Genomic DNA, 13,999 nt, shown 5'->3' with positions numbered 1-13,999 from the left:
CAAATCAATAATTTAATTTTTTACATCATGAAAAATGGAAAAATGTTCCTGTCTGTAATCCTTTTTACAGCAGCAGTAGCCAGTGCTTTCACTACCACAGCATCAAAAAATGCTAAAGCTGTAAGCTCAGTGCCGGGCTACATCAAACAAGGTCCTACTTGTGTGTTTAAAAACAATTGTGACAACGTGAACACAGGAGTTTTGTGTACAGAAACCCAAACGGGAGGTGCGCAAATCTTTGGGATGACCGATGCCACACATTGTGCGGTTCAGTTGTGGAGACTTAACTAAACCATTAAACACAAAAAAAGCAGTTCCTAATCACTAGGAACTGCTTTTGATTTTATAAAGATTGGTTATCGCATTCCTTTTGCAATCCATTCAGGTGGTGATGCATCTTTTAAATAAGTAGCAAGCCATGATTCATACCGATGGGTAAAGTCTTCTCTACTATCACTTTCAGTCAATATGTGCCCATTGTTCGGGTAAACAAGCATAATAGTTTTCTTCCCTAACCGTCGTAGAGCATTGTAAAATTCTATAGTTTGATGATAATCCACTTGCCGGTCCTCTTCACCCGTCCAAATTAGCATAGGGGTAGTGATGTTTTGAGCCTGCATAACCGGAGAATTCCTCAAGAATCCCTCCATATTAGAAAACAGAGGCAGTGGCATGCGATACTGATGATCTTCAAATCGCCAAGTTTCAACTTTACCGGTATTCCACCCAATCGAAAGATAAGTGTTAACCAAATCCGAAGAGCCTGCACCCGAAACAATGGTAGCGAAAATGTCCGTTTGCGTAGCGATAAAATTAACTTCATAGCCTCCAAACGAATGACCTGTTAACCCTATTTTATCAGGTTGTACTATACCCATAGCTATCACAGCTTTAGTGGCACTAACCACACAATCCGTTGCCGAAATACCAACATCGTCCATAGTATACGATATATCGGGATGCAAAACCAAATAGCCATGAGCAGTCAAATTACTGGTATTAATACCAATGTTGTTGTGCAGTGTTGGGTTAACATATCGATGAACCTCCTGACTCAACCGCTCATAAATATAAACGACCATGGGATATTTTTTGATGGGTTATAGTTTGCCGGGTAGTACAAAGCACCTTGCAAATGTTGATTTTTAGAATTGGTGTAACTGATAAGTTGTGAGGTACCCCAATGATAAGTAAAATGTTGCGGATTACTCTGCACCACAATTTTTGCAACATTTTTCAATTTCCCAATAGCCATGATAGCCGGTGGCGCATCAAAATCCTGTTCAGCATAATAGTAGGTATCACTCCCAGTTGTAAAACCAAATTGAGTAATGCTTTTATCTTTAAACACGATTGGCTTTTCAGTTCCATTCCATTCATAGAACCCCGATTGTTTGGTATCTTTTCCAAAGGCTTGTAGATAAAGTTTGTTGCTTAAATCCAATTCCCGAAAAGTAAACCCATCAAAGTTCATCGTCAGTTTCACCTCTCCCAACGGATAAACCAATCGAAAAGAAATTCCTTGTTCTCTTCCTCTGGAAAGTCGCTTGGCTTTCAAATCGGCCAAACTTACGCTCCACAAATCATATTCATCATAAAGGATAATATCGGTATCATCTTTCGTCCATCCTACAATGCCGCAAGCTGGCTTTTGCCCTGACTTATCCTTTGCTTCATCAGCTAACGATTCCCTAATTCCAATACTGACATTAAAATGTTTTTTACGGGCGATATCATAAACCCACCATTGCTTGTTTTTAAAATAAGCTACATACTTACCGCCATATGAGGGCGTGATTTCCGCAATATCACATAGTTGATCCGCCAAGAATTTAGTTTTTTCTCCACTTGACAAATTTGTAATATAAAAATCAGCGGTAAAATCCTGAGTAAACTGAGGTTTATCCCCATCGGATTGTAAGTAACCGCATAGTGCTGGTCACCACTCAACATCATTTTAGGTAGCTCTGTGCTTGTTATCCTTAAAAATCGCCCACTATCAGGCCACCAAACAGCACATTTCGACGCCTTGTCAAACCTACCTGTTCGTTGCGCCTGCGGGTAAGGCCAGGCATCATTGCCATTCCATATTTGTACTAATGGCTTTTCAGGATTTGTAGCCGATGGCTCAGTAAGATAAAAGAACACCCGTTGCCCATCATCCGAAATCATAAAGCGGGTCCAAAGTGGTGCTTCTATGCGACTGCCTTTGGCTATAGAAGGCACACTATTTGCATCAAAACCAAAAAGTTTGTTCCCGGCTAATCGATATACATACAGGTTTTTACCATTCCGAATATCAAGCGTGTCTTTATAACTTTTCACAAAGGCAAAAGATTGCCCTTTGCGTTGCCAAACAATGTTTTCAAAGGTAGCCTCACCATCAGATTCCAATTTCTGAAAATGCTCCCTATTACCATCAAAAGGGCAATAATGCAACGAGGCTTTTTCCTTTGCTATGGCATAAACCATTCCCGTAGTGGTCGGATTAAGATAAAACCTGGTAACAGAGGCTATCGTTTCCGTTCCAATACCATCAAGCCGTTCCATAGTAAGTTGTTGTGTCTCGGTCAACGTAACCAAAGTAGTGCCATCCGCCGAGAAAGCATATTGGGTAATCTCTTTAAGCTGCCTAACGACTCCTGTTTTTAAATTCAAAACCGAAAGTACATTGTCCGGCAGCATACAACTAAAAAAAGCATCTTTGGCAAACTTCCCATCATACCCTTTGGCAAAAGAATAGGTTTTGGTAGCTTCTTTATTCCGCACAAAAAGGGTATCCATACCACTCTCATAAGCCAAATGATAGCTTACCCAATTCCCTTTAGCAGACACTGCTTGCATTTCCATAGTACTCCATAAATGGTAATCTGCCTCGGTAAGAAGCTTTTTGTTCGTAACCTGCCCCATGACAGAGCAGGAAACTAACACAAAAAAATAATAAATGGATTTCTCATTCTAATAGCCTGCATTCTGCGGAGCAAGATTTGGGTTAATCAATAATTCCGATTGAGGCACCGGCCAAAGACCATCTGTAGTATTCCATCCCGGTTTAACAGGAGTTAAGGTTGCATCCAAAGCTCCTGTTCGTTGCAAATCAAAAAAGCGCATGCCCAATTCGGTAAAAAACTCAAACCTGCGCTCTTCCATAACCGCAGTAATAATTGCGGTACTAGTCGTAGCAGTAGTACCACCAAGTCCGGCATTGTTGCGTACAAAATCCAAATCTTGCTTGGCACCTATCAAATCACCTTGTTGCGCTCGGGCTTCCGCTCTAATCAAATACTGCTCTGCCAGTCGCAACATAACCGAATACGAAGTAGTCGTTGTCGAACTGTTATCCTGTTGGTATTTATAAGGTTGGTACCAAGTAGTCGTGCCATCGGTAATACTTCTAATCCAATGATTTCTACGTTGGTCATTTGTGGCAAACGAATTGTATAAATACTGACTCAATGCTACCGTAGGTGGAGGACCTGCATTAAAAACAAACAAAGCACCTTCCTGCGCATTAGCATAGCCACCACTGGCTGAAAATTGCCAAATAGTACTCGTGCATTCTTTTAGAAATACCTTGTCTAAATCCGGTTCCCACACATACATTGCCGTTTGGTTCAACACCGCCGAAGCTTCATTACTGGCTTGTGCCCATTGCCCTGTATACAAATACAATCGGGCAAGCAACGCTCTAGCAGCATATTGGTTGGGTCTTATTCTTTCATAACTAATATAGCTCTCTGGCAACAACGTAGCAGATTCCTCCAAATCAGCAATGCACTCATTATAAACTGCCACGGTAGTCAATCGATGCACAGTACTGTTTTGCACATAATCGGTTGTGGTAATATAAGGGCAACCACCATAAACACCTGCCAAATAGGAATGCAGCAACGCCCTAACAAAAAGCGCTTCCCCAATAAGTTGATTTTTTTGTGCAGTAGTCATACCTGTCGAAGCAGTAACACCTTCAATCACGGCATTAGTCGCATAAATCTGATTATAGGTACTGTTCCACAACTGTTGCACATAACCATTAGTAGCCGTCACACTATTGTTATAAAAGGGTTCTGCCGTAGTAACACCTGTCTGATAGCACACCAATTCATCAGTATATTGCCCTAGTAAGTTCGATAACCCAACCGACTTACCGGTCAGTAACCCATTGTCGCGCATCTTAGCATAAATGTCCTTCATGGCAGCAGTTGCAGTAGTATTGTTTTCAAATACAGCCGTACCCGTCAGTTGCGAATTAGGTTGCTCCACACCTACAAAATTATCACACGAAGTAGCAAGGCACAGTAATACGCCCCAAACAGCCACTGGCCAAAAAAATGATATAGTTTTTAGTTTATTTTTCATGTCTCTTCTTTTTAAAATTTAAACTCGGCTCCTAAACTAACAATGCGTAAAGGAGGCAGATAATTAAAGCTTCTAAACTCGGGATCACCGTCTTTATACGGTGTAATAAGTAGTAGGTTTTGACCCTGCAAAGTCAACTTACATTGCAATCCTTTCACATAGCTGGGTACTACATACGAAAGGGCTACATTTTTCAATCGTATGTATGAGGCATCACTCACAGCAGCATCACTGGTGGCATAACGTCCATAAGCATTCACGGCATCACTATTCAATCCGGTGGTATAAATTTGATGGGTAGCGATATCACCTGCTTGCTGCCAACCGCCCACAACAGAAGCGGGTTGATTCCCAAAAGCACCGGGAGCCGAATACTGCGTAGCCGCATTCCAGTTCAATTGCTTCACAAACTGAAACAAAAAGTCCAATTGAAAGTGCTTATACCGCAACTGGTTTTGCAGTCCACCATAATAAGTCGGGCTAAAATCCCTAACCGTTTGGGCATCGGCAATGGTCAATTGACCGTCTCCATTCACATCTTCAAACTCATAAACACCCGTTTGCGGATTCACACCGGTAAAGTGATACAGTTTTTTAATATTAATAGATTCTCCAATCACATATTGATTGCTGTAGGTACTACTGGCAAGTCCGGGAAAAGCAATCAACTTATTTTTAGGCACGGTAAGATTAAAATTCGTAGTCCACCCAAACGAATCCTTTTGCACATTCACAGTGCGTATGGTTAGCTCCAATCCGGAATTCTCCACCGTAGCAGCCAAGTTCGATTGCATTGAAGTAAAACCCGTAGTCGCAGGTAATGGCATACCAATCAACTGGTTCGAAGAACGGTTTCTATACCAACTCACCGTAGTAAAAATGCGGTCTTTCAAAAAACCAAGCTCCAATGCCGCTTCCAACTTTCTGTTGGTCTCCCAACTAAAATTAGGATTATACAACCGTATCGGGCTCAATCCTACCGTACCGTCATACACCGTACCGCTCGATTGGTAAGTGTTTAAAAACTGATAGTCGCCAATTTGGTCATTACCCGTAATCCCATAACTGGCTCTCAATTTTCCAAAACTTAAAAAAGGCATAGTTTCTTTAACCGGGTTGTAGTCAGAGAACAACCACGCAGCCCCCAAAGCACCAAAATTCGCAAACTGCTTACCAGGTCCAAAGCGGCTCGACCCATCACGGCGACCGGTCAAGTTCAAAATGTATTTATCCTGCCACGAAAAGTTCACCCTTCCAAAAAAGGCTTGATAGCGGTATTCGGTCAAATCATCATAAAAGATTTTACTAAAACTGGCAGACGCCAGATTGTACAGCAAACTATTACTGGTAAAGCCCGACCCATATTGCAACATACTGTTACTTTCCTGATTTTGAAAAGTCCCACCAACCAAGGCAGTCACTTTACCTTTACCAACCGTGCGTTGCCATTGCAATTGGGGTTCTACAATCCACGATTGTCGGCTGGAAGTAGTCAAAAAGATAGACGAATATTCCGCTCCTGCTTCATAAACAGGGTCATAAATGGTCGAAGGATCGGTTCTGCTCTCATGATGCCTCAAATCGGTAAAACCCAAACTGGTCTTCGCCATAAACCCATAAGGCAACTGATACGAAAACGTACTGTTAGCTACCAAACTATTCGTTTTCGCTAACGATTCCGAACGCAAAGCCGCCAAAGGATTTTCCCAAGTACTGTTCTCCCAATTCAAATTTCCATTAGCATCATATAGCGCAGGTGCATTCGGGGCAAGATTTCTCGAAATCCGCGTAAGGTCAGCCGCTGGTTGGTCGTTGTGTTGCACATCATAACCACCCGAGAAGACCACTTTAAACCGTTTGTCTTCACTCTCATGGTCCAAACTCACATGCACCGCTCCTTTTTTATAAGTAAAGTCTCCCGGAAATACTGTGCTTTGGGTATACGTATTCCCACTAACTAAAAAATGCGTCTGTGCAGAACCGCCCAATACACTGGCTTGCAATGTCTTAATCACAGCAGTGCCACCAGTGAGTTCCTTTTGCCAATCGGTATAGCGGTTCACATCCCAAGTACCATTAACATCATAAGCATTATAAGGATACGTAGTAATGCCATCGTTGGCAAACGCCTGTTGGCGTATCGCAAGGTATTGTGAGGTATTAAGTAAGTCTAGCTTTTTAGTAATTTGCCCGGTTCCGGTACTGGCACTGGCAGTAAACTGTGTTTTTCCTGCCTTACCCTTTTTGGTAGTAATGAGCACCACTCCATTAGCACCACGAGAACCATATATAGCGGTAGCATCCGCATCTTTCAAAATCTCGATGCTTTCAATATCACTGGGGTTGATGGAGTTCAACGGACTCGTAGCAGTAGGCAAAGTCGATGAGGTTTGCGAATCTCCAATAGCATCCGAGGAAAACGGCACACCATCTATAACATACAACGGCGCATTGACGCCACTACGCAAACTATTCAACCCTCGTATTCTGATATCAAAGCCACCACCAGGCACTCCTGTGGTTTGCACAACATCAACGCCTGCCATACGCCCTTGCATCGCAGCAAGCACATTAGCCACAGGCTGTGTTGAAATATCCTTTGATGTTATTTTAGTAATACTCCCAGTGCGTTCCTTATCCTTTACTTTGTAGTATCCGGCATTAACCGTTACCTCTTTCAAGGTAGTAGCATCCTCCTGCATCGTTACATTAACAATACTGTTCACTGAGACTGTGACTGCGACTTCTTTATAGCCGATATAACTAAAAACAAGTACATCGTCCTGTTCAGCTGCTATACTAAACTGCCCTTTGCTATCTGTTATAGTGCTGATGAGTTTCCCTTTTACGGTAACGGTTACGCCCGAAAGTACACCATTGGAATCTGTCACGACTCCTTTAATATTTTGTTGTGTAGAAGCATTGTCACCCTGAACGCAGTCGAAGGGTCTAAGGGTCTCGGTCTTTTTTGTCATCCCGAGCGCAGTCGAGGGACTTACTTTATGACTTTCGACTTTCGACTTTACGACTATGCCAGCCGAAAAAGCCATTTGAAAATATAAACAAAGTACGATAGCAAATAGCCACCTCACTTTGCCAATACGATTTTTATTCATAATATTGGTTAGTTAAATGAAACATTAGTTTTGTTTGTCTACCGGTCCTCTGTTCAACCGCCAAGAAGAGTCAGAGGGCCTTTTTTTTGTCATTGCGAGCGTAGCGTGGCAATCTCGCGTTCATTTAGTGGGGTTTCACCATAAGCACACAGTTTTAAGGTTAATAAATAACTGCGATGCTTGCTGTCAGCAATGCTATGAATCGGTAAGTGAGTAAAAAAAGAGGCGTGGGTACTCATCTTATTGCACTGGAGGTACTGGTATACCTAGAAACAATAAGTGAGCCCACGCCATAGGACGTGAGCATCATACTTATCATCTCGTTTCTATAAAATTACCAGTTTTCCAGTGCGAGATTCAAAGCGAATGCTTCAATATTGTATTTGAAGAATCGCAAATTTATGTAATTGGAAACAAATATAAGAAAATATATCAAATGTGGTTTACTTAACCTACATTATTTTTTTTAAATCTATTGAAATTGCTCTATCAAAATGAAGAAATGGAGAAGAAGCAAAATAAAATAGAGTTTCAGATAGAGTTTGGAAAGCAAATAGAGAAACTAAGGACTGAACAAAAGTTGAGCTACAGACAATTAGCTCAGAGATGCGATGTAGATTTTAGTAACATTAGTAAGATTGAAAAGGGAGAAATTAACATTCAACTTTCAACGGTTCTCGAACTTGCTAAGGGTTTATCAATAACTCTGAAGGAACTATTTGATTTTAAATATGAAATTGATAACGAATAACCAATTTAAGAGTTTACTTAAATACCACTAGAGAAAGATGCTGAAAGGCATCTTTTTTTATTCCAAAACTGCATAGCAGATATTCCCATATTGCATATTTGATAACCTTATCAAATGATATTTTGAGCATCTTTAAAATCAAAATATGGAATGGTATGAAATTCTAATAGTAATCCCGGTAATAATTATTGGTACTTATATCCGAGGTAAAATCTATGACCGCAAAAAGAACATGCATCATAATGATAGTTGGAAAAGTAGGAAAAAGTAAAAGAAATAAATATATTTTGAATATATTTACTACTTATTTTTCATCAAAAAAACAATAAAAAAATATTATGGACGGAGGTTACTATGCGATAAAAGGATTTGAGTATCAAATTGATAAAACGCTATTAGAAGTTCTTAGCGCTAGCACCAACGATTTGGTTGTTAGACTTGAGCAAATTCAAGATATTGACACTGATGATTACGTTATGCAAGTAAAATACAAAGAAGCTACCAAATTAAACCCCTCGGTAATTCGAAAACCTATAATTCAATTAATTGAAGAATTCAAATTAGACTCGAATAAAGTCTATATTTTATATTGCTATTTTGCTGATAATAACGGATACACAGAAACTGTTGATACTGAATTTCTGGATAAAATATTAGGTCTAGAAAAAGATAATTATGATGATGATTTGAAGAAAAATTTTCTAACTAAGTTCAAACTTCGCTTTTCTCCTGAATTTCAAAATCAGTATGAATCTGTACTAACTAATTTAGTAGAATTACCCTATTGTAATTCTCCAGAAGAAGCACAATATTATTATTCTATTCTTGTAGATTTTCTGCGCAAAAAAGTGATAACCAATCCGCCTGATGAATCAGGTTCAAGGCAGGTTACAAAAGGTGAATTACTTATGCATTTAAATAACGGGAGAAGGATAGTTTTTATGCCCTCTTACATGGAGTTTAAAGGTCAACAAGCGTATTTTAAATTGCTTAAATCTCGTTTTCGTAAACCAATAAGGAATCAAAATACAATCTTCATATTTGGGAATGTGGAAGTGGAAGATTCTTGCACGCTTGGTTCATTAATTCATCAGATTGTAGAAAATCATTACTTCAAGGCGACTCATGATGTTAAGCCATTGACTTTTGTTATCCCAGACGATAATATTGTTGAAGTAAAGAAATATTTTATTTCACAGGATAGTACTTTTAATGATGGATATGAGTCTATTCAGTTTAGCCAAAAAATTTTTGAGTCTCCAGCTATAATTAATAAGAAAAGCTCCGGAATGAGAACAACAAATAGTTTATCTAAAACTTCATTTAAAACTAGATTAATTTCAGAGACTACTTTTAGCCATTTGTCTGAATTTGGACTTCAAGGTTCTTGGATATTAATAAATTCCCCAAAACACGCATTAATTTGTGATTCTGATTTCCAAATAATTAATCAATTAAATACCCAACAAATACTAAAACTTTTTTAGCATGGACTCAAATAATTTTAAAATCATTAACGTTTCTTCGACTTCACTAAGTATTGAAATCATTGATCCAACCCAATTTGACAACCAGTTCAATCTAGGGAGTTACATTAAGGTTCCGTATAAAAACAACGATAGTAAGTTCGTAGTGGGAATAATAGAAAATTACCGTATCAAGGATAAGGATAATGGTGATGAAGAAACCGAATCAACGCCTCCATCATTTGTCCTTGAAGTTAAACTAACAGGCACATTAGATACAGAAGGTGACACTTTGAAATTTGAACGCGGTGGGCATGGTATTCCTTTACCACCAAATAACGGTATTACATTACTTTCGAATGAAGAACTAACAGGTATTTTCACTACAAGAATAACTGAAAATGAGCGTTTCTTTTTCTCACAACTGACTACATCTAATTTAAAAGTTCCCGTTAATGGCAATAAATTCTTTAACAAGCATTTTGCTATTGTTGGCTCAACTGGTTCAGGAAAATCTCATACTGTTGCAAAAGTTATCCAAGAAGCTATTAAACAGAAAAACAGCGAGTACTCTGGTTTAAATAACTCACACATAGTAGTTTTTGATATTCATGGTGAATATGAACAAGCCTTTCCAAATGCACAAATTCTTAATGCGGCCAATCTTTCATTACCTTATTGGATGTTAAATGGTGATGAACTAGAGCAACTCTTCCTTGATACGGGAGACAGAAACAATTATAATCAATCATCTGTGTTAAGAAAAATTATCACAGATAACAAAAAAAGGCATAATCCTGATGCCGAAAAGGTTCATTTTGATTCACCATTGAAATTTGATATTCAAGAAGTATACAACTGTCTATTCAATATCCAAACTGAAACAGTTAATGCAAAGGCGAATGACCGTTATATGATAGTCGGTGAATCTACTGGATATAATGCCTTAGATTCAACTAATGCGGAACATGGAGTTCAACTTGATTCAAAGGAGAGAATCGAAAAATACTTTAAATCAAAACTTGAATTTTTTCCAAATAAAGCGCAAAGTGTTTCGAATGGAACTTATGCTGATGGAACTCTAGATAAATTTGTTGAGCGCTTGGAAAATAAACTTCAAAATTCTCGTTTGCAATTTTTATTTGGCAACCAATCAAGAGATATTTCTTTTGAGGAAACTGTAAAACAATTTATTGGTTTTAAAACTGGAATGGAAGGTAATATTACAATTATAAACTTAGGAGGAATACCGTTTGAAGTACTAAGTATAACAGTGTCCCTAATCTCAAGAATATTGTTTGATTTTGCATTTTTCTTAAACAAGATTTTGAAAGCTGGCGACAAGACAGAAACGCCTTTATTATTGCTTTATGAAGAAGCTCATATTTATGTTCCTAAAAGCGATTTATTGAAATATAAATCTTCAAAACTTGCCATAGAAAGAATTGCCAAAGAAGGCAGAAAATATGGTGTAACTTTAGGAATTGTTAGTCAAAGACCTTCTGAAATATCAGAAACAATATTTTCGCAATGTAATAATTTTATTGCGATGAGATTAACAAACCCAGAAGACCAAAATTTCGTGAAAAGATTATTGCCTGATACTTTGGGGAACTTAACTGAAACTTTACCAACACTTCAATCAGGAGAGGCCTTACTAATTGGAGAATCAATAGTTCTTCCTTCACTAGTAAAAATTGACAGATGTGATCCTGAACCAAAATCATCAGATATAGAATACTTTGAGATATGGAAAGAACAATGGAAAAATGTAAATTTTGAAAATATTCTAAATGAGTGGAAAAAATAATAAAACGATACAAGACAGCAGTTTGTCAAAATAGTTAGTTTCATTTTAGTTTCTCTCAGTTAGTTAGCATATCCTATCCTTATCAGATAGCATTAAAGGATATTTATATTAATAATAAAAAACAAAATTAATAGACCGCTGAAAGAAAACAATAACTATCATACTAAAATCAATAATGCTTGATTATGAATTATGACTTATCAAAATTAAATGCCCGTGAATTTGAATCTTTGGGAGCCTCCATTATCGAAAATATTTTAAAGACAAATGTTGAAAAATTTAAATCCGGTAGAGATGGCGGGGTTGATGGAAGATTTTGGATTGGCAGTAACAAAGAAGGAATAATTCAATGCAAGCATTACTTTGAAACACCTTATCGTAAATTGGTTAGTGACTTGCAGTCCGTTGAAGTTGCCAAAGTTAGAAAGCTTAATGCCGGCAGGTATATATTTATTACTTCAAAAAAACTATCCCGAGTAAACAAGCAAGAAATCAAGAAAATATTTAAGCCATATATTCTTAAAGAAGATGACATCTTGAGTGGTGACGATATTCAATCCTTTTTGGCTAAGAAAGAAAATCTACATATTGTGGAGCAACACTTTAAACTATGGATGACCAGCACATTTGTCTTAGATTTAATTGCCAATAACGCAATTACAGGTCGGAGTAAAAGTACTTTGGAGGATATAAAAGACAGAGCTTTAAAATATGTAGTAACAGACAATCACTTAAAAGGAATTATACTTCTAGAAGCACAAAACGTAGTAATACTTACTGGTGATCCTGGAATTGGTAAGACAACTTTAGCAGACACATTGGCTCTTCAATATATTGCAAAAGGTTATGAGTTTTGTGAAATCGAGGAGAACATTAGTGAGGCAGAAAATATCAATAGAGAAAGTGAGAAAAAAAAGATTCTATTTTACTGCGATGACTTTCTTGGCAGTAATTTATACGACGCAATCAACAATAAACGAGATTCTCATATTGTTAAATTCATAAACAGAATAGCAAAAGATAAGACAAAAAAATTCATTCTTACTTCAAGAACAAATATTTTAAATAAAGCTCATAGTCTAAGTCATGTATTTCAAAACGGTAAAATTAGGGATAATGAATTTTTACTGAAAGTTGAAAATCTTACCAAAATAGATAAAGCCAAAATATTATATAACCACATTTACTACTCAAATCTAAGCAAGGAACATATTGATGAAATATATGCAGGTAGAAAATATAAAATAATAATTTCTCACCGTAATTATAATCCAAGGTTAATAGAATTCATAACAGATAGCGTCAGAATTGGTAAAATACTGCCCGCTGATTATTGGGATTATATTTATCAAAGTCTTGAGAACCCTACAGCTATATGGTCTGGTTATTTCCAAAATCAAACAGACGACTGTGTGAGAACATTGGTATTTTTAACTGTTTATAACAATGGTAAAATTTCTGAAGAGCATCTAAGAGAATCGTATAATAAGTTTTTGAAATTACATCCTGTAAATCTCGGTGACCACACTGATAAAAGTTTCGAGGCTGTTAGAAAATTAGCGTTAAAGTCATTGCTGAATAGAAACCAAATTCAGGAATCGAAATATGAATATTCATTATTTAATCCATCAATCGCTGATTATATTTTGAATTCGTATGCCAAAGAATACGAGCTAATTGCAAACGTTTTTAAATCTTTAAATACAACAGAATCAATCAAATATTTTCATTCGCAAACTATTTCCAAAAAAATTAGCGCAGCTAATTCTAAAAAAATCCATGCTTTATTATTTGACTATTTTTTCGAAAACAAAATGTTAGAGCAAGATTGGGATTTTCTCATTCTGTTGTCATACATTGACTTTTCTAACGATAAATTCATTGAAAGAATTGAAATATTTCTTAAAACATTAGTAACTACAGACTATACAACCGGAAATAATCTTTGGGAACTATTGATGTTATTGCAAGAATTTGAACCTAAAATAAATATTAGTAGCTACAATTTTTTATATGGTTTTATTGAAGACTTAGATAGTGAAGACGACTTACAAAGGTTACTGAATTTTATTGATGAAAATAATATTGATGACGAATATATTCTCTCAAAAGTGAACAGTTCGATTGAACAAATTTTAATTGATATGGTCTACAATAATGATTTGGATATTGATCATAGCAAACATCTGAAACATAATTACTATCCAGACGGAGATATCGATTTAGAAATTGATATTGAAGGTCTTACGTCAGAAGTTAGAAGTGTTTTTGATTCGTATTTGAGTAATTTTAATGAAACAGGATTACTAAAAATTGGTTTTGATGTATCTATTGCACTATCAAATGCACCGATAGAAGACTTGGTACAAAATTATTTAGAAAACCTAGGATACTATGATGATGAATATCGACCAGGTCATAATGGTTCTTCCAGCACCGATGACGACATTGATGCAATTTTTGAACGGTAATAAATCATCTAATTTTGAAAACTATA

The 13,999-nt window shown here is 37.0% G+C and carries 10 protein-coding genes; 5 read left to right on the top strand and 5 right to left on the bottom strand.

The features are described from left to right. Positions 1-27 precede the first annotated feature (27 nt). Positions 28-291, top strand: coding sequence for a DUF6520 family protein (locus GUU89_RS11355; protein ID WP_162128024.1), 264 nt, complete (start codon positions 28-30; stop codon positions 289-291). Positions 292-356: 65 nt separating this feature from the next. Here GUU89_RS11355 and GUU89_RS11350 read toward each other — a convergent pair whose 3' ends face one another. The 5 genes from GUU89_RS11350 to GUU89_RS11330 form a co-directional block, all read right to left on the bottom strand. Further along, positions 357-1,082 carry an alpha/beta hydrolase family protein gene (locus GUU89_RS11350; protein ID WP_162128023.1) on the bottom strand — a complete coding sequence of 242 codons (726 nt, stop codon included), beginning with the start codon at positions 1,080-1,082 and terminating at the stop codon, positions 357-359. Then, a complete protein-coding gene (locus GUU89_RS11345) occupies positions 1,055-1,828 on the bottom strand; it encodes a hypothetical protein (RefSeq protein WP_162128022.1) in 774 nt (257 codons plus the stop codon). Before GUU89_RS11345 ends, GUU89_RS11350 begins: the two co-directional genes overlap by 28 nt. Next, positions 1,768-2,850: a hypothetical protein gene (locus GUU89_RS11340; protein WP_162128021.1), complete on the bottom strand. Its 1,083-nt coding sequence runs from the start codon at positions 2,848-2,850 to the stop codon at positions 1,768-1,770. The genes GUU89_RS11345 and GUU89_RS11340 overlap by 61 nt, the downstream gene beginning before the upstream one ends. A 108-nt stretch (positions 2,851-2,958) precedes the next feature. Beyond that, on the bottom strand, positions 2,959-4,359 hold the full coding sequence (locus GUU89_RS11335; RefSeq protein WP_162128020.1) for a RagB/SusD family nutrient uptake outer membrane protein: 1,401 nt from the start codon (positions 4,357-4,359) through the stop codon (positions 2,959-2,961). A gap of 11 nt (positions 4,360-4,370) precedes the next feature. Continuing rightward, positions 4,371-7,334, bottom strand: coding sequence for a SusC/RagA family TonB-linked outer membrane protein (locus tag GUU89_RS11330; RefSeq protein ID WP_162128019.1), 2,964 nt, complete (start codon positions 7,332-7,334; stop codon positions 4,371-4,373). Between the two features lie 643 nt (positions 7,335-7,977). Between GUU89_RS11330 and GUU89_RS11325 the strand changes: the two genes are divergently transcribed. From GUU89_RS11325 to GUU89_RS11310, 4 genes are all read left to right on the top strand, one after another. Further along, positions 7,978-8,226: a helix-turn-helix domain-containing protein gene (locus GUU89_RS11325; RefSeq protein WP_162128018.1), complete on the top strand. Its 249-nt coding sequence runs from the start codon at positions 7,978-7,980 to the stop codon at positions 8,224-8,226. A 338-nt stretch (positions 8,227-8,564) separates the two neighbouring features. Next, entirely contained in the window at positions 8,565-9,713 is a 1,149-nt protein-coding gene (locus GUU89_RS11320) for a hypothetical protein (protein ID WP_162128017.1), read from the top strand. 1 nt (position 9,714) lies between these two features. Continuing rightward, positions 9,715-11,502: an ATP-binding protein gene (locus GUU89_RS11315; protein WP_162128016.1), complete on the top strand. Its 1,788-nt coding sequence runs from the start codon at positions 9,715-9,717 to the stop codon at positions 11,500-11,502. Positions 11,503-11,687: 185 nt separating this feature from the next. Beyond that, positions 11,688-13,973 (top strand): nSTAND3 domain-containing NTPase, encoded by a 2,286-nt coding sequence (locus GUU89_RS11310; protein ID WP_162128015.1) that lies wholly within the window; start codon positions 11,688-11,690, stop codon positions 13,971-13,973. The last annotated feature ends 26 nt before the right edge of the window (positions 13,974-13,999 follow it).

The sequence above is a fragment of the Flavobacterium phycosphaerae genome (genome assembly GCF_010119235.1).
Lineage (GTDB): Bacteria > Bacteroidota > Bacteroidia > Flavobacteriales > Flavobacteriaceae > Flavobacterium > Flavobacterium phycosphaerae.
This window is presented reverse-complemented; position numbering and strand designations above follow the sequence as displayed.